18 protein-coding genes are annotated in these 20,174 nt (G+C 41.8%); 14 read left to right on the top strand and 4 right to left on the bottom strand.

Annotation, left to right across the window (positions count from 1 at the left end; translation table 11 throughout):
* Positions 1-7: 7 nt before the first annotated feature.
* The 5 genes from RIB15_RS00985 (at position 8) to RIB15_RS00965 (ending at position 5,225) form a co-directional block, all read left to right on the top strand.
* Positions 8-223, top strand: coding sequence for an Fjoh_0651 family PID-CTERM protein (locus RIB15_RS00985; RefSeq protein WP_350200279.1), 216 nt, complete (start codon positions 8-10; stop codon positions 221-223).
* An 83-nt stretch (positions 224-306) separates the two neighbouring features.
* Complete coding sequence (locus RIB15_RS00980) at positions 307-2,967, top strand: endonuclease (RefSeq protein WP_350200278.1); 2,661 nt, start codon at positions 307-309, stop codon at positions 2,965-2,967.
* Positions 2,968-3,070: 103 nt separating this feature from the next.
* Entirely contained in the window at positions 3,071-4,285 is a 1,215-nt protein-coding gene (locus RIB15_RS00975; RefSeq protein ID WP_350200277.1) for a 2'-deoxycytidine 5'-triphosphate deaminase, read from the top strand.
* Positions 4,282-4,509, top strand: coding sequence for a hypothetical protein (locus RIB15_RS00970; RefSeq protein ID WP_350200276.1), 228 nt, complete (start codon positions 4,282-4,284; stop codon positions 4,507-4,509). Before RIB15_RS00975 ends, RIB15_RS00970 begins: the two co-directional genes overlap by 4 nt.
* 20 nt (positions 4,510-4,529) lie before the next feature.
* Positions 4,530-5,225 (top strand): RsmE family RNA methyltransferase, encoded by a 696-nt coding sequence (locus tag RIB15_RS00965; RefSeq protein ID WP_350200275.1) that lies wholly within the window; start codon positions 4,530-4,532, stop codon positions 5,223-5,225.
* A 51-nt stretch (positions 5,226-5,276) separates the two neighbouring features.
* Here the strand turns inward: RIB15_RS00965 and RIB15_RS00960 are convergent, their stop codons facing one another.
* Entirely contained in the window at positions 5,277-5,828 is a 552-nt protein-coding gene (locus RIB15_RS00960) for a hypothetical protein (protein ID WP_350200274.1), read from the bottom strand.
* A 60-nt stretch (positions 5,829-5,888) separates the two neighbouring features.
* A complete protein-coding gene (locus RIB15_RS00955; protein WP_350200273.1) occupies positions 5,889-7,043 on the bottom strand; it encodes a lycopene cyclase family protein in 1,155 nt (384 codons plus the stop codon).
* Positions 7,044-7,165: 122 nt separating this feature from the next.
* Here RIB15_RS00955 and RIB15_RS00950 point away from each other — a divergent pair, with 122 nt between their 5' ends.
* Both RIB15_RS00950 and RIB15_RS00945 read left to right on the top strand, forming a co-directional pair.
* Positions 7,166-8,206 carry a threonine aldolase family protein gene (locus RIB15_RS00950; protein ID WP_350200272.1) on the top strand — a complete coding sequence of 347 codons (1,041 nt, stop codon included), beginning with the start codon at positions 7,166-7,168 and terminating at the stop codon, positions 8,204-8,206.
* Between the two features lie 102 nt (positions 8,207-8,308).
* Positions 8,309-8,767 carry a nuclear transport factor 2 family protein gene (locus RIB15_RS00945; protein ID WP_350200271.1) on the top strand — a complete coding sequence of 153 codons (459 nt, stop codon included), beginning with the start codon at positions 8,309-8,311 and terminating at the stop codon, positions 8,765-8,767.
* A 115-nt stretch (positions 8,768-8,882) separates the two neighbouring features.
* Here RIB15_RS00945 and RIB15_RS00940 read toward each other — a convergent pair whose 3' ends face one another.
* Positions 8,883-9,782, bottom strand: coding sequence for a 3-methyladenine DNA glycosylase (locus tag RIB15_RS00940; protein WP_350200270.1), 900 nt, complete (start codon positions 9,780-9,782; stop codon positions 8,883-8,885).
* A 114-nt stretch (positions 9,783-9,896) separates the two neighbouring features.
* On the opposite strand from RIB15_RS00940, the gene RIB15_RS00935 reads away from it, so the two are divergent.
* Complete coding sequence (locus tag RIB15_RS00935; protein WP_350200269.1) at positions 9,897-10,757, top strand: UbiA family prenyltransferase; 861 nt, start codon at positions 9,897-9,899, stop codon at positions 10,755-10,757.
* On the opposite strand, the gene RIB15_RS00930 is transcribed toward RIB15_RS00935, so the two are convergent.
* Complete coding sequence (locus RIB15_RS00930; protein ID WP_350200268.1) at positions 10,720-11,148, bottom strand: response regulator; 429 nt, start codon at positions 11,146-11,148, stop codon at positions 10,720-10,722. The two genes, RIB15_RS00935 and RIB15_RS00930, sit on opposite strands and share 38 nt — an antisense overlap.
* Before the next feature lie 135 nt (positions 11,149-11,283).
* Here RIB15_RS00930 and RIB15_RS00925 point away from each other — a divergent pair, with 135 nt between their 5' ends.
* The 6 genes from RIB15_RS00925 to RIB15_RS00900 all read left to right on the top strand — a co-directional run bounded on the left by RIB15_RS00925 (position 11,284) and on the right by RIB15_RS00900 (position 20,172).
* Positions 11,284-11,904 (top strand): thioredoxin family protein, encoded by a 621-nt coding sequence (locus RIB15_RS00925; RefSeq protein WP_350200267.1) that lies wholly within the window; start codon positions 11,284-11,286, stop codon positions 11,902-11,904.
* A 96-nt stretch (positions 11,905-12,000) separates the two neighbouring features.
* Positions 12,001-13,179, top strand: coding sequence for an aspartate aminotransferase family protein (locus RIB15_RS00920; protein ID WP_350200266.1), 1,179 nt, complete (start codon positions 12,001-12,003; stop codon positions 13,177-13,179).
* A gap of 54 nt (positions 13,180-13,233) precedes the next feature.
* A complete protein-coding gene (locus RIB15_RS00915; RefSeq protein ID WP_350200265.1) occupies positions 13,234-14,595 on the top strand; it encodes an NAD-dependent succinate-semialdehyde dehydrogenase in 1,362 nt (453 codons plus the stop codon).
* Between the two features lie 99 nt (positions 14,596-14,694).
* Complete coding sequence (locus tag RIB15_RS00910; protein WP_350200264.1) at positions 14,695-16,416, top strand: NAD+ synthase; 1,722 nt, start codon at positions 14,695-14,697, stop codon at positions 16,414-16,416.
* A gap of 99 nt (positions 16,417-16,515) precedes the next feature.
* On the top strand, positions 16,516-18,522 hold the full coding sequence (locus RIB15_RS00905) for a LysM peptidoglycan-binding domain-containing protein (protein WP_350200263.1): 2,007 nt from the start codon (positions 16,516-16,518) through the stop codon (positions 18,520-18,522).
* Positions 18,523-18,528: 6 nt separating this feature from the next.
* Positions 18,529-20,172: a S41 family peptidase gene (locus RIB15_RS00900; protein ID WP_350200262.1), complete on the top strand. Its 1,644-nt coding sequence runs from the start codon at positions 18,529-18,531 to the stop codon at positions 20,170-20,172.
* The last annotated feature ends 2 nt before the right edge of the window (positions 20,173-20,174 follow it).

Raw genomic sequence — 20,174 nt, 5'->3', positions numbered from 1 at the left:
AAAGACTATGAAAACACTGATTTATATTATTATTGCACTCGCGTTCATCCTGTTACTTTCAACAATTGCAGTGGCTCAGCCGGGCTTGCCATCGGCTCCATCTCAGGCTCCTATTGATGGGGGATTAAGCTTGCTTGCAGCGGCTGGCGGAGGATATGCCATCAAAAAGTTACGGGATCGGAAAAAAGCAAAAGATGCTGAAATGAATGACATTGATTTATAACAGCATTGATAAGTTATTGTTCACTGAATGGTACCTGATTAATAAACTCAGGTACCATTTTTTAATTTGATTCAGGTGTCTTTTTGATCAGCAAAAAATTTAATCTCCTATTTATCACCCTGTTTTTTTGTGGATTTCATTCACTTCTTAAAGCACAAACTGAAGATATACTTCCAGATGAGTATGGTTCAGAACTTATTTCATCAATAAAAGAGGATTACTATCCCACCACCATCAAAAGCTACAACACTGCCAGAGATTCTATGTTTATCTCGCTGGATGTGACTTCAAGTGGGAAAATCTATTGTGTATATACCGGGCTTGAGGTAACGGCAGATGGCTCCAGAACTCCCGGTTCATCCGGTTCGGAATTCAACACCGAGCATGTATGGCCTCAGGGCTTTTTTGATTCGGCCTCACCGATGGTCAGTGATATTCATCATCTTTTCCCAACTTGGCAGACCGTTAATTCAATTCGGGGCAGCCTTAAGTTTGCGGAGATTTCGGATGCGGAAACGGATACCTGGCTCTATAATGGGACACAATCGTCCAGTATTCCCGTTTCCAATATTAATTTATACAGTGAAGCTACAACTACAGCGTTTGAGCCAAGGGAAGATTTTAAAGGAAATATTGCCCGTGCCATTTTCTATTTTTGGACTCTTTACCAAGATAATTCTGATGTAGTTTCTGAAGGCACCAATGATGCATTTTTCTCGGATATGAAAGAGACGCTTTACGAATGGCATGCCCAGGATCCTGTTAATGCAGATGAAGTAGCCCGAAGTTTGAGAATCGAAAGTATCCAGGGAAACAAAAATCCCTTTATTCATGATACCACACTCATCCGCAGGGCCTATTTTGACACGCTTGCATCTCCGGTATCTGATCCGGAAGCTGAGTTCAGCTTTAGAGAAATCTCTTTTCAACTGGATGCTGATAACGGCACAAAGGATTATAGCAACAAGTTGTATTTCCATGACAATGGAACTGAAGATCAGGATGGATACGATGGCTCAAAACTGGCTTCAATCACTCCTGGAAATCCCTATATGTATTTTGTGCAAAATTTTGGGGCTGGAGAAGTACAATTAGTTCAGGATGCCCGCCATTTATTCCCTGATACTGTTCAGGTTTATAGTCTTGAAGTGGAACATGCCGATTTTTTTGGGGAACTGACGATTAGCTGGACTGATTTTAAAAACATTTCAAATTTGTGGAAGCTGGATTTCATTGATGAGGATGAAGATTCAATCATAGCCATGGCAGAGGATTCGACCTATACGTTTACAACCAGCCGAAATTTTAAGATCAAAATTGAACCCATTGCCTCACAAGTAGAAATTTCGGGTGAAGCAGGATGGAGAGTGCTCTCTTTTCCGGTAACAAATGCTTCTGTAACAGAAATCGCAGACGATATGGCGGTTCAGGGTATCGCGGGTGGAAACAATGCAACAGCAGATCCAAACATATACATTAATCCGGCATCAGATGGTTCGGCAGGAAACGGGTATCTGTCACCGGATGATATTTATTCATCCTGGGGAGATGGTTTGGGGTTTCTGGCCTACTTTTTTGATAATAATCTGAATGGCAGCACCGAACTTCCTTTAAAACTGGATGCCTCAGGCCAGGAACCTGCATCAGATGTTAATATTGATATCTCAGAAAAATTTACGCTCATTGGGAATCCTTTTTTGAGCAACATAACCCTTGATGATATTCAGGGAAATGGCAGCGGTGGGATTAACGGGGGATTGAAGAGTCCGCTTTATTTTTATGATTCAAATGGATTGAACACAGTTAATTTTGGAACCGGGGCCGTAGTTAGTACCTGGTCTGGTTTTTTTATTGAAAGAGATGACAATGAAACAACCAGATTGACTATTCCGATGTCTGCACAAACTTCTGATGAAGCAGAAGTATACTATTTTTCAAAACAGAAAAATGATGCTTACAGGCTCATTGAATTGCATCTGGAAGCACCAACGGGTCAGAAAGACATATCAAATAAACTTTTCTTTAGCCCGCATTCCTCAGAACAACTCGATGCTTATGATGGAAGTAAAATGTATCCCTTCGATGGAACTCCATATCTGGGCTTCTTGCATACAAATGATAATTCAAAAACTGAATTGCTGGTACAGGATGCAAGGGCCGAGAATCCCATTGAGAATCAAAAGTATGAACTTGCTATCTTTGATGCAGGTATAAGCGGAACGTATATACTCAGCTGGCCTGATTTCCATAATATTCCCGAAAGCTGGTCTTTCATAATTACGGATTACGAAACCGGCGAAACCATACATATGGAAGAAGGAGATTCCTATTCATTTCAAATTGAAGCTCGTCAGAAAAAACAGCATGTAAGTGAACTCAAAAAACCGGTGTTTAAATCAGTTAATACAGAATTAATGCCGCGGCTTGGTATCCGTTTAACCCATTCCGAGATGGTGAATAATGAAGATGACGGGAAAGCTGACCGATTCAGTTTGGAGCAAAATTATCCAAATCCATTTAATCCAGTCACAACTATAAAATACACATTAAAACAAGCAGCCGATGTTTCGCTGACTATATATAACGTTATGGGGCAGCAAGTTGAAAAGTTAGTGGATGGAAGGAAGTTAGCAGGCGCCTATCTGGTATCATGGAATGCCGGTGAATTAGCAAGCGGAGTGTATTATTATAGGCTTAAAGCTGGTAATCAGGTTTCTATCAGAAAGATGAGTCTTATAAAATGACGTGAATATTGAATCAAAAATGAATAATCACTATTCAATATTCAATATTGAATATTGGAACGTGGTCGTTATCTTCAGTCGAAAATAAGCACGCTATTTGAATATGCCCGAGACTCTGAAAGAAGTTCAGCTTCGCACAAAAGGAATTTTACCGGTTCAAAAACTCAAGTTGCTTCATGCTCTTGGTATTATAACCTCTGATCCAAGCCATCCGATTCAGGACGATCAGTTTCAGCCCAATTCTATTGATTTACGTCTTGGAGAAGTTGCATATCGTGTTCGTTGTAGTTTCCTGCCAGAAAATGATACGGTAGAAGAGAAAGTGGAAAAGCTGAAAATGTATGAAGTGCCGATTACAGGCGGGGCCGTGCTGGAGCAAAATTGTGTATACATCATTCCCCTGCTGGAAGAGCTCAAGCTTCCGGAATCAAATAATACGATTCAAAAGGGACTTTTTAATGGGAACCAGGAAGAGAGTGAGGTGAAATTAGGAACTGTTGAAAATCTTTCCGCTAAGGCAAATCCGAAAAGTTCTACGGGTCGACTGGATGTATTCACCAGAGTCATTACTGATTATTCCCATCGTTTTGAAGAAATCACTCCCGGGTACCGCGGTAAAATGTACCTTGAGGTTGTTCCTAAATCATTCTCCATAAAAGTGAAAACCGGACAGCGGTTAAATCAGCTCCGTGTTCGCCATGGTTTTGAGGTACTCCCGGATCAGGACCTGCTCAGGATACATGCTGCTGATCCGCTTCTTTTTAATGAGAAAAGAAAGCCTGTTTCTATGGAGAAGATCAAGGTAAAACAGGGACTCTTCATGAGTGTGGACCTGAAAGGAAAGAAGGGTGACATTATTGGCTATAAAGCCAAGAAGCATAATAATTATATCGATTTGGAGAATATAGATCATTATGCCGTTGAAGAATTTTGGGAACCAATCTATGCTCAGCAAAACGATCAGCTTATTCTGGAGCCGGAGGCTTTCTATATTTTTGCATCCAAAGAACGAATCAGGGTTCCTGCCCACCTTGCTTGTGAAATGATGGCTTACGACACCGGGTCAGGTGAACTTCGTACGCATTACGCGGGCTTCTTCGATAGTGGTTTTGGGGGATCGGTGGAAGATCAGGGGGCCCGGGCCGTACTTGAAGTACGTTCGCACGATGTTCCCTTTATGATCGAAGATGGACAGACGATGTTTAGCATGCAGTTTGAGCCGAATGCCGAAAAACCTGACTTTGTATACGGTGAAGAAATTGATAGCAATTACCAGGGACAGGACTTAAAGCTCGGAAAGCATTTCAAGCAACCATGAGTCGATACTTGGTCAACAGATGTATTTGTCACAGCCGGAGCTTCAAAGAAGTAAAAGCCTTTGCTAAAGAGAAAGACATTACATCTGTAGGAGAACTTCAGGCAGAGGATTTTTGCAGCTGCGGGTGCGGACTCTGCATTCCCTACATAGAACTAATGTTTGAAACCGGCGAAACTGAATTTGAGCCCGGAGTTTATTACAAGAGAAAATCGAATACCGAATAGCTTAATTTAATAGCTGGTTTATGGATAATATCTTTTTTACACATCCTGAACATATTATCGGAAATCATCTGGAACTGGTTGATCAGGAAGCGGCTCATGCATCCAAAGTATTGCGTTTTAATGTAGGTGACGAATTGTACGCCTCTGATGGGAAGGGAAGTTTATATAAAACGAAGGTCTCATCTATATCAAAAAAATCGGTATTTGCTGATATCCTGGAAACCGATCAAGAGCCGGAACCGAAGACAAAAAAAGTGATGGTGTTTGGAGCTATAAAAAAACGAGATCGGCTGGAATTTGCTGTTGAGAAAGCTGTAGAGTTGGGAGCCTGGGAAATTTGTGTGTTTAATGCTGATCATTCAGAGCGTTCAAAAATAAATGAAGATCGCCTGCAATCGATTGTTATAAGTGCATTTAAACAGAGTAAAAGAAGATGGCTGCCCGAAGTAAAGTATTTAAGCTCACTGGATGATGTATTCAAGCAGTATCAAGGGTATCATTCGGTGATGGCCCATGTTGAGGCGGAAGTCCAAAGGCCTGAACCTCTGAAGCACGAAAAGAATTTATTGCTGGTAGGACCAGAAGGAGGTTTCTCGGATAGGGAAATAGAGCTGGCGAAAGATAAAGGAGCACATATGATTTCCCTTGGAAAGAACAGACTGAGAGCTGAGACCGCTGCGCTAACAATGCTTTCTCAATACCTGTTTACAGAATAGAAAAGCCCGGCGCTAACCGGGCTCTGTAGCACGAGTAAATCAAAATTAATATCAGGCTTCAGCCATCATAGTCTCTGGATTCCAGCATTCCTGTGTATTAGTCTCTGCCGCTTCCGCTATTTGTTCCACATCAAGTTCACTTGCAACAATATGGGGCATTACACGGCTTGTTTCTGTAATCAGAGCAGCGATGGTTGTCAGGCTGGATTTGGTAAATTCAGCCAGGTTGTCTTCACCAGCTCCTAATGCTACGGTATGTAACATGGTATAGCCTGATGCAATCATGCTCAACGCGGTGTAATCATCACGCAACATTTTTGAAACAGGATCTTCGCGCTGTGTATTCATTAAACCAGCCAATGAACCAGAGACCGTAGCCATTTTTTCTTTGATGGTTGAAGCGGTATCGTCATTCAGCAGATCTTCCATTGCATCAAAATCGGTCAGCTGTTCGGATAATGCCACATCAATATCGTGGAGTAAATCAACAGCTTTTGAATGACTTACTTTATTTGAACTCTTTTGCGTTTTTACAACTTTCTGAGTGTGTTTAAGAAGTGCATAAAGGTCGGTTGTATAATCTTGGAGCTTCTCAGTTTCCATAATACATTGTTCCTTTTTTGAAAATTCACTTCATAAAATGGATATGCAGCTATTATCGTTTCATAAGTTCTTCCATATCGCCTTGAAGAAAGGGATGTAGGGCACAGATGACATGATCTTTAAGTCTTGTTTAAAACTGGTCTCTTCCCCAAGAAACCTGAAAAGCTCGTCAAAGTTATTTTTTTTGAAGAGTGACCGGAATACCCGGAGGCTGTCTTCCGTCGAATTGGTTAAGATATGCAGCAAAAGCAGGTCATAATACCGGTACTTAAATTTCGATTGCTGAGGCGGAAGTGGATCAAATCCCTGAATGAGATTCTGGGCAAGCTTCTGGGTGTAGTCTTGTATACGCGTGAAGGTGTAACCGGTACTGGGCTTGGTCTGCCCACCCACAGCTCCTAAGTTGAATATGTTTTTATCATAAAAAGGAATGTGAGGCCGGTCCTCCATTGGGATCTCCCCATATTCCTTTCGTTCAATTTCATAGTGATCCTTGTCAAGCCCAAGTTCATGCAACAGGTAATGCCTGATTTTCTTTTTATATTTTTTCTTCTCCATAGGCTCCCCTGAAAATACGGTGAATTCCAGCAGTGCTTTTTCCGGGGTGAAGGGAAGCACATACATAAACCCAACTCCCGGCGAGAACTCGCTGTCAAAATCCATGATGGTGAATGTCTCTGGATCAAAAGCAGGTTCAATAGCTTTTATCTCCCATCCCAAAAAATGTTGAATGAGAGGATATTTAATTTGAGACCTGTCCAGGTTTTTTGGCTTCATCACACTTTGGAAAATGTGATTGGCAATATAGCTGTCGCCCCCTTTGGTGAGCATCACAGCCTTGGTATTGCTGGATGAAAAGTCGAGGATGTTGTCTTCCAACAGGTCAAAGTTTTTATACTTCTTCAGTTCACGAAGCACATATTCCCTGAAATCTCCGCTTCGAATACAGTAATAGCTGTACTCATTCAAATAGCGGAATGTGCTGTAGTCCAGAACTGAAACCCAGGTCTTTTTCCATCTTTTATAAACGATGTCCCGAAAAGGAGGCTCTTTATTGGTCCAGAAACACCAGGTTTTGTCGTTGGTTGGGGCAAAGGTTGAATCTGCTACAAGTACCTCACCCTTGTAACCACCTTTGGCTAAGTACCAGGCCAGGCTTAGTCCCGACAATCCACCACCTGCTATAATTACATCGTATTTGGCCTCAATCTTCAATACAACAAACCTCCGGAAAGACAGAATACCCCAAAAGAGCGTGGTAAACTTTTAAACATTTTTTCATGTGCTGAGAAAGCGTGACTTATGTTCGCATCAGGTATTGATTATATTCCTTGAAAATGAAAAAGCAAAATGAAAGTATGATTGATTTACGAAGCGATACTGTAACCCGTCCAACTTCTGAAATGCTAAAGGCCATGATATCGGCTGAAGTAGGGGATGATGTATTTGAGTCTGACCCGACCGTGAATAAATTTCAGGATAAAATGGCGGCAATGTTTGGGATGGAAGCCGGGCTGTTTGTGCCAAGCGGAACCATGAGTAACCAGTTGAGCATTAAGGTATTAACCGAACCCGGAGATGAAATCCTGATTGATGAAAAGGGACACATTTTCAATTATGAGACGTCGGCAACACCGGCACTTTCCGGTGTTCAGGTAAAGACTTTACAGGGAAGCAAAGGGAAATTAAATCGCGGTGTTTTGGAAAATAATGTCCGTGGAAATTTTGATTGGGAGCCCAAAACCAAAGTAGTATGCATCGAAAATACGACGAATAAAGGCGGAGGTGTGTGCTATTCAAAAGAAGAATTGAGCGAGATCAAAGAGTTTGCTGATGATCATAACCTGATGGTTCACCTGGACGGAGCTCGTATCTGGAATGCTATGACAGCCACCGGTATAGAATCTGAGTATTTCGGAAAGATCGCTGATACTATTTCAATTTGTTTCTCCAAAGGGCTGGGAGCTCCGGTCGGCTCTATGTTGCTTTCTTCAAAAGAGAATATTGCCAAAGCGCGCCGGTACCGCAAAATGTGGGGCGGGGGGATGCGACAGGTTGGCCTGCTTGCGGCGGCGGCCGAATATGCGGTAGATTATCATTGGGATTTGTTAAAAGAAGATCACCGCAGAGCCCGGGAAGTAGCTGAAGTAATTTCCGAATGCAGTAAGCTTTCAGTAGATATGGATAGCCTACAAACCAATATCCTGATTTTTGATGTGTTGGAGGCAGATGCTGCTTCTGCTTTAAAGAAATTGGAAAATGAAGGCATTGTGATGATTCCGTTTGGTCCCAAAACTATTCGTGCTACATTCTATTTTGAAATTGGCGATGAAGAAGTCAGAAAAGTGAATCAGGCTCTAAAGAAATTATTCAGTTAGTGAGCGCACTATATCAACTCACAACTTTCAACGCCATCTTGTAACTAATTAAATTCATTAACGTGATAAGTCAGTATCAATACTCACCAAACCGATTACATTATGAAGCGATCTGTACTATTAAGTTCTGTTTTTGTATTTGTCTTTCTACTCGTGGGAATGAATGCCACCGAGTACATTCCAAAGGAAGAAGAAGCCGTTAAAAAAGTAATTATGAATGGCTACGTTCATGGAGCTTTTAATGAATTGAATCCGGAAGCGATGGCTGAAGCCTTTCATAAAGACTTTGCGATCTTTTCTGTGAATGGAGAAGAAATTGGCAGGTATCCCATCTCAAACTGGATTGAAAGCACTAAGAACCGAAAAGAAAGTCCCGATTTTGATCCTGAAAAGAATGTCTGGGAATCCAAGTTTACTAGCATAAGTGTTACCGGAAATGCAGCTTCTGTTGAACTAGAACTACACCATGAGGGTAAGCATGTGTTTACTGATTATCTTTCGTTGTTGAAGTTCGAAAGCGGCTGGAAAGTAGTTGCAAAAGTATATTACCGGCATCAGTAAGGATTGAGAGTTGAGCGTTGAGCGTTGAGAGTTGATACAGTGATGCATAATGACTCTTAAATTTGCCCCTGTTTTAGATAAGGACTAAATAGAAAATATAACTCCAATCACCCTATCAACTCTCAACTCTCTCTAAAATACCCCTCATATTTTCAATAATTTGCTCGCGAATAGGCAGGCCTTTTTGGAAAATCATTTCCTGCTTCTGCTTGTATTCTTTCCGTCCTGCTTCGGTCTCAATTTTGATGGGTTCCAATCCCTGCGCTCTTAGATCATAGGGACTGGCCTGCATATCAATGTAGCGTGCTTCGACGGCCAATTCAAAAGCATCCAGAATTAAAGAGCTGGGAATCCACGGATACATTTTAAACGCCCATTTGTATAAATCCATATTGGAATGGATACAGCCGGGTTGCTCCATTTCGTGAAATTTTTCCCGGGATAATTCAAACCGATTCATGGGCCTGGCAGGTTTGGTAAAAAAACGGAAAGCATCAAAATGAGTACACAAAAGCGGTCTTGATTCCACAAATTCTGCTAGTTCATCCCGTTCCATTCGCATAGGAACCTGCTGATGGCGTGGGTTATCCGTTTTATAAACCATGGCCCATTCGTGCATTCCAAAACACCCAAAAGAGGGCCGGCTGGATTGTGTATTCTCCAGCATCTTCAGCATCCATTTTAACGAAGATATCCGCTTCTCAGGAAACAAAGCAGGATCAACAAATGCGATATCCTCCTGAATGGTGAGTTCACTTATTTCGGGAAGTTGATCAAAATCAGAAAAGGACAATGCCAGGCCCATTCCCGGAGACCATCTTCTTAAACCAGATGGGCGGAATGCATAATACTCAAACATGAAATCCATGACTGGATTCTTCTCCTGGCGTGATCGTGCTTCCAGGTAGTCATTCAGCAAGGCATCTACACGCTCCTCATGATTCTGTTTTTCATGAAGCCATTCGTGCTCAGCCACAAGATTTTCTGTCTCAGTTTGTTCTCTTTCTAATAACATGACACAAAGATAAGGAATGATTATTCAGGAATTAAAAATTCAAAGTTTAAATTTAAAGTTTAGATTGGGCGTGAAGAGGCGCTCTTTAATGTTGAACAATCAGGTGTAGTAATTTTGAAACAGTTACTGAAATTCATTATACATCTTCGTTTGCACTACCAGTTTTTTATCCTTTCCGGAGGGTATTTACTGGCTGCGTTATTTGTTGAAGATATCAACTGGCGGCAGTTTTGGCTTCAGTTCTTAAATGTACATGTACTGCTTTTCGGAGGCGCTACAGCCTACAACTCTTGGTGGGATAAAGATGAAGGACCTATTGGTGGGTTAAAATCGCCGCCAAAAATGAACAAATGGATGTGGCCAGCCTCTTTGATTATTCAGTTCGCGGGATTAGGGTGGGCTTCTATGGTTGGTTGGAATTATGCTATAATTTATGGGGTGAGCATGATCTTTTTCTGGCTGTATTCAACTCCGCTGGCACGATGGAAAGGAAGGCCTGTTCGTAGTATCATTGCCATTGGAATCAGCACCGGTACAAATTCATTTTTCCTTGGATATCTTGCAGCGGGAGGTTATCCAATCACTTTTACTCAGGATATAATTGCGATAGGGGTAGCTGCTATTATCCTAAGCTTATATCCGGTTTCTCAGGTCTATCAAACAGAGGAAGATTTGGAAAGAGGTGATCATACTTTTGCTGTTCAATTCGGGTTAAAGGGCGTTCAGTGGTTTTTCGCGATTCTGTTTATCGGTGGTGCCATGTTAATAACTATAATGCTTTACCTTCAAAACCAGCTGCTGGGGACTATTTTTGGGGTTGTTACATTTATAGCTTACTTGGCACTAAGTGTATTCGTCTGGAAACTGGAAGGCAAGCAAGCTGAATATGACATTGTGATGCGTATAAAGTTCTTCGCTTCTTTAAGTTTTGTCATCTTTATATCTGGAACATTGTTGCTACAGATTCTTCTTTAACCAGCTTACGTGCTTCCTGTAATAAAGCAGCAAAACTAAGATTTGGGTGTACAATATCGTTCAGTCTGTTTAATGTCACTGGTTTTTCAAGAAGGGTATATTTTGAATTGGTTAAGATTTCATTTTTCAAGACACACTTTTTCTCCATGAGGATAATACGAGTACTGGTTTTTGATTCTATCAACTCAAGTGTTTTTAATGAAGAATTCTTTCCCAAATCCATATCAATAAATGTATAATCGGGCTGGTATTTTTTTGCTGATTTTAATCCTGAGTCCGAATCATAAGCTTCAAAAACATGTTTGATTTCCAGATTAGCAAGCATTCGCTTCATTTCCTGAAGCACAATAATATTATCACTTATAACCAACGCTGATTTTATCTTCTTCATGAAATCTCCAAATAAATTTGTTTTCATGGACTACGAAAGAGGTAAGAAATCAGATTGTTAAGACTTCCATATAGTCGGTTACTTAAAATTTTCATCGAAAGACGCACTATTAACTTTTTGAGCTAAATATCATTTATGGAAACAGCTGTAGATTCAATTATTACAAAAAGTCTTCTTGAAAAAGCATATTCATTTGGCGAATACACAGATCTGGTAAATAAGTTATTTAATGAAGGCCGGACTACTAACGAAGATAACCGCCCCGATATGCTGGAATACACAAAGCTGAACATTCACCGATCTTCTAAATGGGAGAAGAGGGCGAACATATCAGACGAACTTGCCAATCAACTTAACAACTTCTCAAAGAAGATGACCTGGCTGGTTATAACGGAGGGCTGGTGTGGGGATGCAGCACAATCTTTACCGTTTATTTATAAAATGTCTTCGCTTTCACATAACATCGAGTTGAAGCTCATTCTCCGAGACCAGTACCCTGAAGTGATGGATGAGTTTTTAACCAATAGTTCGCGCTCCATTCCCAAACTGATTGCATTGGATACCGAAACCCTGAATGTTTTGGGAACCTGGGGGCCCCGGCCAAAACAGATTCAGGATATATACATGAGCGAACGGGCAAATCCTGATATAGAAAATAAGGCGGCAACTGAAAATCTGCATCTTTGGTATGCCCGCAATAAAGGGAAAGCCATGCAAGAAGAATTTCTAAAGCTCCTTGATGAATGGGATGATTAAGTTTGGAATTTGAAGTTGATAGAGCCAAAATCACTTTATCAGCCCTCAACTATCCGGCAAGAATTATTACCTTAAGGAAAAAATTCGGCCAATTCAGTGTTAGATAAATTCCTTAAGCACATAGCTCAAACCAGTGATGCCCCCATGGGATTGGAAATATCTCACGCGGAGGGCCCATATTTATTCACAACAGATAATAAGCGCTTCGTTGATTTTATATCTGGAATAGCCGTCAGCAGCCTCGGACATCGTCACCCTAAAGTAATTCAGGCCATTCATGAACAGGTAGATAAACATCTTCATGTGATGGTATATGGAGAGTTTGTCCAGAAACCGCAGGTAGATTTTGCCGAATTATTGACTTCAAATCTGCCTGAAAAATTAAATCAGGTATATTTTGTAAATAGCGGTACAGAAGCTACAGAAGGGGCTTTAAAGCTCGCCAAAAAATTCACGGGTCGTTCAAAACTGATCGGTTTTAAAAACAGTTATCACGGAGATACTCATGGTTCTCTAAGCGTAACCGGCCGCGATGTGTATCGGGATCCATATTTACCGCTGTTGCCGGATGTCCATTTTCTAGACTTTAATTCGGATGAAGGATTAGATCTTATCGATGATAAAACAGCTGCGGTTATTATGGAGCCCATTCAGGGGGAAGGTGGCATTATCCCTGCCCGAAAAGAGTGGTTGAAAAAAGTGAGGACTAAATGCGATGAAGCAGGTGCTCTTTTGATCTTTGATGAAATTCAAAGCGGCTTCGGCCGTACAGGAAACCTATTTGCGTTTGAAGAATACCAGGTCGTTCCGGATATCCTTTGCCTGGCCAAAGCAATGGCCGGAGGGATGCCTATGGGAGCTTTTGTTTCATCCTTAGAAATTTTTCAGACGTTTAAATACGACCCACCGCTTAATCATGTGACTACTTTTGGCGGTCACCCTGTTTCGGCCGCAGCTGCTTTTGCCAATCTCAGAGAACTGCTATCTGGAAATTACCTTCAGCGTGCTAAAGAAATTGAAAAGTTGATCAAGCAAACACTTACCGGAAAAGGTATTGTAGAAGTCCGTGGTAAAGGAGCTATGCTGGGGCTTCAGCTGGAAAGCTGGGATCTGACTAAAAAAGTTGTTGAAGACTGTTTTGAGAATGGCATTTTGCTGGGCTGGACTCTTCACTCCAATACGCTTATTCGTTTAGCTCCGCCTCTGATTATTGAAGATGAACTTTTGGAAGAAGTACTTCATATCATTCTATCTGCGGTACAGAAGCACGCCTGAAACTTTGAATTCGATTAAGTCCCTTTTTGTTAAGGGTGATAAAAGGAGAATATTATGAAAACTATTAATCCGGCAACCGGAAAAGTCATCAAAGACTATAAAGAGATGAGCTTTGATGAAGTGGATACGATTATAAAAAAGGCGAATGTGGTTCAAAGTGATTGGAAACTAAAATCCTTTGAAGAAAGGGCCTCTTATCTGAATAAAATTGCTGAAATACTAAAAACACGGAAAGAAGAACTTGGTCGGTTAATGGCTGAAGAAATGGGGAAGCCGCTGAATCAGGGAATAGGAGAAGCTGAGAAATGTGCATGGGTTTGTGAATATTATGCCGAACATGCGGAGGCTTTTTTAGCGAATGATGCTGTGAAAACCGGTGCTTCCAAAAGCTATGTAACCTTCAATGCATTGGGAGTTGTGCTGGCAATCATGCCCTGGAATTTTCCGTTCTGGCAACTTTTCAGGTTTGCAGCTCCCGCTTTAATGGCTGGAAACGGTGCTATTCTAAAGCATTCAGAAAATACCACGGGTTGCGCATTAAAGATCGAAGAGATTATTCATGAGGCTGGTGTTCCCAAAGATTTATTTCGAAGTATTATCCGGGATAAATCAGGTATGAAAAAAGTTATACAGCATGAAGGAATTGCCGCAGTGACTTTAACGGGCAGTACCCGTGCAGGCAAAGCCGTTGCCGCTCAGGCTGGTGAAATGCTTAAGAAAACCGTTCTCGAGCTTGGTGGCAGCGATCCTTCTATCATCCTGAAGGACGCTGATATAGAAGCCAGTGCAGAGTCTTGTGTCAACTCTCGGCTTTTGAATAGTGGACAAAGCTGTATTGCTGCTAAGAGATTTGTGGTTGTGGAAGAGGTTTATGATGAATTTCTGGATGAATTCACCAGGTTGATGGAGAACAGAAAAGTGGGGGATCCATTTGATGAACACACAGATGTGGGTCCACAAGCACGGGTTGACCTTAGAGACCAGCTTCATAAACAGGTTCAGGAGAGTGTTAAACATGGGGCCCGGTTAGTACTTGGAGGGGAAAAGCCAGAAGGAGAAGGGGCGTTTTACCCGGTCTCTATATTGACGAATGTAAAACCCGGAATGCCAGCTTATTCAGAGGAACTTTTTGGACCGGTAGCTAGCATCATAAAAGTGAAAGATGAGGAAGAAGCCATCAGAGTAGCCAATGATACAAATTACGGGTTGGGAGCTTCTGTTTACTCTCAGGATGTGGATCGTGCTGAAGAAATTGCAGCTGCAAAACTGGAAGCCGGTTGTTGTTTTGTCAACGACTTTGTTAAATCAGACCCAAGACTTCCATTCGGTGGAATCAAAAATTCCGGATATGGACGAGAGCTTGGTTTGTATGGCATTCGTGAATTCGTAAATACCAAAACGGTGTACGTAAAATAATGCTTGATAGGGTGATAAAGTGATTACTCTTTTCAACACTTTATCAACTCTCAACTTTCATGTTATCTACTTATCTTAAATCGAATTAATTAAGGGATTGTGCGCATACGACTTCAACAACTGAACCCCATAATCGGGGATTTGAGCGGAAATAAAGAACTGATTCTATCGGCTATACAACAGGCTGAGGAAGACGGAATAGAACTGTTACTACTGCCTGAATTGGTAACCTGTGGCTATCCTCCAATGGATTTGATGGAGCGTAAAGTTTTTCGGGAACTGATCTACAAGATGAACAACGAAATTATTGATTCAACGGGAGAAACAACGGTTGTGTTCGGTTCTATTACGGATAACCTGACCGGAAAAGGCCGCCGATGTTATAATTCAGCTATTGTTGCTCAACATGGAGAAGAGTTTGAAAGGGTTCATAAAGCACTACTTCCAACGTATGATGTGTTTGATGACTTGCGATATTTTGAGCCTGGCAATGAATTTGAGCCGGTGGTTATCAAAGGATTTCCGTTCGGGATTACGGTTTGCGAAGATATATGGTTTAACGATAACGATATTCAGTACCACATTTATGATGTGAATCCAGCCGAGGTGCTTGCAAAAAAAGGAGCGAAAGCGATCATTAATATTTCAGCATCTCCTTTCAATAAAGATAAGCCGGTAACCCGGAAGAATATGCTCCAGAACCATGCCCGGCAGCTTGGGATTCCATTGTTTTATGTGAATCAGGTTGGAGCACAAACGGAACTACTGTTTGATGGCGATTCCTTGGCATTTGATGGCTCAGGAAAAATGATTGCCCGTTCAAAGCGATTTGAGCCACATTTTATGGATCTCATTTTTAATGAAGAGACTGAAGTAGTTGAAGCAATTACTGATGTTGAAAAGAATCTAGAAACCCCATCCAAAGAACAGGTAATGTTTGAGGGGCTGGTAATGGGTGTTCGGGATTACCTGAAAAAATCGAAGGCAGCCGAAAAAGTTATTCTGGGATTGAGCGGAGGAATTGATTCTGCTCTTGTTTGCACGATCGCGAGGGAAGCCCTCGGTGCTGAAAATGTAAAAGCTGTGACGATGCCTTCAGAGTTTTCATCCGAAGGCAGTGTATTCGACTCTGAAAAACTGGCTCAAAATCTGGGTGTTGAACTGCTTCAAATCCCAATCAAAAATATATATGATGAATATTTAAAGGCACTTTCTCTGGTTTTTGAAGGTGCAGAATTCAATGTAGCAGAAGAGAATCTGCAGAGTCGTTCCCGCGGAGATTTGTTGATGGCGATTGCCAATAAGTTTGGATATATGCTCCTCAATACGGGTAATAAATCTGAAATGGCTGTTGGGTATTGCACTCTTTATGGTGATATGGCGGGTGGACTATCTGTAATTTCAGATATTTATAAAACTGAAGTGTATGATATTTGTCGCTGGTTGAACGAAGAGTATTATAGGGAAGAAGTGATCCCGAACGCCATTTTGACAAAAGCTCCAAGTGCTGAATTACGCCCTGATCAAAAAGATTCAGATTCTTTACCAGATTACGGAACTTTAGATGCCATTTTGAAATACTATCTGGAAGAGCAGCGATCAAGAGAAGAAATCATCAGCAGCGGAATTGAAGAGCAAATCGTAGATAAAACCCTCCGATTAGTAGATTTAAATGAACACAAGCGGTTTCAGGCACCCCCGGGGCTAAAAGTTTCGGCTAAGGCATTTGGAACCGGGCGCAGGTGGCCCTTGGTACAGCGATGGACCGGTCAGGAAAAGCAAATCATCGAATCTGGAAAAATTCAGAAAGAAGAGCGCTAATTTGGTATTTTTTGCGTTGTTCATGCCGTGAGTTCAACTCTCCCAATTCTATGCAATAATTAGTACTTTAGATAAAAATTTAAAATCATCTCCAACTACATGCTTAAGAAGTTACGAAAAACGGCTATTGCCATAACCTGTTGTATGTTTATCGCTCCGGGCATTTCTGCTCAGGACACAACTGCAACACTTGATTTGAAAGACATGCCTCTCCGGCTTTTAGACTATAAAAGCCCAATGCAAGGTATAGAGGATGGTGATGGTGTTATCCAGCAGCCAGCTATGCAGGAACTGGATAACTTCCAGAAAGACATTATGAGCCGAATTTCGGATATCTATCGTATCCATATTAAGGCTATGGAAGCACAGGTAAGTAACGATCCATTGGAAGCTGAAGCTCAAATAAATGATGCTGTGGCTGCTACTCAGGGTCTTTTGGATGACTATCCTGAAATTCGGGGGGACCGGCGCTTCACAGAATTGTATCGCTCCGTAATCTCAGAATATCGCCAGTTTTATGGTATCACAGAGGTTGGTAATGAGCCGGAAGGTGAAATTTTTGCGATCCAGGAAGAATTATTCTCGGAAGATGATAGCTGGATGAAAGAAGATTATGACTTCCCTGACGATCTGCCATTGAATAAAACAGACGTTCCGCTTATCCAAAATGATAAGGTTAATCGCCACCTGGTATATTACACACTTCGCCGGCCGGAAGTAATGGAAACATGGCTTCAGCGTGCGGTTAAATATCAGCCAATGATGCGCAAAATTTTCAGAGAAGAAGGTGTACCAGAAGAACTTACCTATCTCGCATTTATTGAAAGTGGCTTGAACCCAAGTGCTAGAAGTTGGGCCGCAGCAGTTGGAATGTGGCAGTTTATCCGTGCAACCGGCTCCGTTTATGGGTTGGAGGCAAACTGGTGGATTGACGAACGCCGTGACCCTGAAAAAGCTACTCGTGCAGCTGCACGCCATCTAAGAGATCTGTACAACATTTGGGGTGACTGGCACCTGGCCATGGCAAATTACAACATCAGTCCACGGGGCCTGAAACGAGCCATAAACAGAGCAGGTGGAGTGGAAGATTACTGGGCTGCATATCCGTATCTCCCAAGAGAAACCCGTGGTTATGTACCAGGATTTATAGCTACGACACTTATTGGGATGAATCCGGAAGAGTTTGGTTTCCAGAAGTCTTATCCCGGAGAGCCTTATTCCTATAAAGTAGTGGAAGTGGACGGTTTGATGGAACTGGCTGATTTAGCTGCTGCAGCTGGAATCACTACCGAAGAATTGAAAGAATATAACCCTGAATTACTGCGATGGGCTACACCTCCGGGCGGTAAGTATCCTCTAAAAATTCCTGTGGATACAGATCAGGAAGAGTTTTTGGCTAATTACAAGGAGATTCCAAAAGAAAGCCGCAGTCAGAATATTACTATGCACACGGTTCAAAGAGGGGAATCTTTGGGTATTATCGCACGGAAATATGGAACTACTGTAGCAGGTTTATATGGTTCCAATGAGAATTTATCGAGCACTATTTATCCAGGACAGAAAATCGTTGTTCCGCTGCCTCAGGGAAGTGCTACACAAATTTCAGCTAACAAACCCACAAATCAGCAACGAAGCGTAACTACCAGAAGAACATCTTCTTCTCAGGTCAGTGCTCCAGCAAATTCTACTGCCGTTACTTACAAAGTGAAGACAGGTGATACCGTTGGACATATCGCTGAATGGTATGATGTCAGGGCATGGAATATTCGTACATGGAATGGAATCGGAAATACCATCCGTGTTGGGCAATCACTCACTATTCATGTCCCAAATAGCCGTAAGAATCACTATGAAAAAGTTAATGAAATGAGCTATGCAGAAAAGCAAGCCATTGAACGTAAGCAAAGACGCGGCGAGGACATATTTATTGCTTCAGCAACCTCTACAGATAGTGACAATTATACTACCTACACCGTTAAACAGAATGATACACTGAGTGAAATTGCTGAAAGTTTTGGCGTAGGATTAAGTCAATTGAGAAGTCTGAATAACATTTCCGGAAACCGCATTTATGTAGGTCAGACACTTAGAATTTCTGCCAACTAATTAAGCATGACGAGGAAAGGGAAATATAAAGCAGGTTTTGCGACTGCACTGATTGTGCTGGCTTCGGTTGGCATTGCTGCACAACAGTCGGATATCTATTTCCTGATAAAAAAGAACTTCAGCATTTTTAGCAAGGCATATGAAAACGTTGCGCTCGAATATGTGGATGAAGTAGATCCCGAGGTATTAATGCGAAACGGTCTCGACGCGATGCTAGAGACTCTTGATCCTTACACGGTCATGTTCAATGAATCTCAGAATGAGCAGGCTGAGATTATGTCACGGGGAAATTATGCTGGCATTGGTATTGAAGCTGGATATCGGGACGGCGAAGTCGTGGTGATTGCACCTGCGGAAGGAGGTCCGGCTGAGCAGGTAGGCATTCGGGCTGGTGATGTCATTGTTGCTGTTGATGGTGTTTCTACCGAAAGACTTCAACCTGAAGAAGTAAACGCACTCACAAGTGGTGAGGTGGGTTCTGAAGTTACCATTTCTATTGAACGGTTTGGATTAGATCAAACGCTCGATTTCACACTGACCCGCCAGCGCATTGAAGTGAGTAATATTTCATATTCCGGATTGATTGGAAATGAAAAGAAAACAGGATATGTACGGTTAACCCAATTTGGCAGTAACTCCGCGGAAGAAGTCAGAGAAGCCATGATTAGTTTGACTGAAAGTACTGACTTAAATGGCTTGGTTATTGATTTGCGGGATAATCCGGGCGGAATATTACAGGAAGCGGTTGGTATTATTGATAAATTTATTGAACCCGGTATCACTGTTGTCGATATCCGCGGACGAGTAGCTGAATACAACCAGACTTTTGCGACCCGCGAACCTATAATGTTTGAAAAACCTGTGGTAGTTTTGATGAATGAAGGTAGTGCCAGTGCCTCAGAAGTGGTTGCTGGTGCGCTTCAGGACTTAGATCGTGCTTTAATAGTAGGTGAGCAAAGTTTTGGAAAGGGTTTGGTTCAGGTTGTTAAACCCTTGCCTTATAACACCTCTCTGAAGATCACTATTTCCCGTTACTATATTCCGAGTGGAAGAAGTATACAATCTATTCAGTACACTCATCAGGGGCGCAACTCTGCTGTTATGAATGCGGATTCATCCAAAAGAGAGTTTAAAACCAGAAATGGCAGAACGGTATATGAGGGAAGAGGTATTGAGCCCGATATAGAGTCTGGTACAGGTGAGCTGAGCATTCTTGAGATAGCATTACTTCAACAGGGAATGTATTTCGATTTTGCAACAGAATATGAGGCCACACATAATTCATTTGAATATGGTGAGTTGCCTGATGAAGTTTATTCAGAATTCAGGGATTATCTTACTGAACAGGAGTTTAATTTTACGACTGACTCAGAAAAATTACTTGATGATTTATCCCAGGAACTTTCAGGAGTAGAGGGGGCAGAAAACCAATTAAATGGATTGAGAACAGCAATATCGAATGAGAAAGAAACGCAGTTCAACAAGGATGAAGCCGATATTCGCAGAACGCTTTACCTGGAGTTAATTTCACGTTATGCGGGGCAGTCAGGAAGAGTAGAGGCCGGGCTTAAATCTGACCCCGATGTGCTTAAGGCCCTGGAATTTATTGCAAACGAAGCGGAATTAAACAAGCTGCTTTCAGGGGAATAGAG

It is taken from the genome of Gracilimonas sp. (assembly GCF_040218225.1).
Lineage (GTDB): Bacteria > Bacteroidota > Rhodothermia > Balneolales > Balneolaceae > Gracilimonas.
Note: the sequence above shows the minus strand (reverse complement) of the source record. Positions and strands in the feature narration are given on the sequence as shown.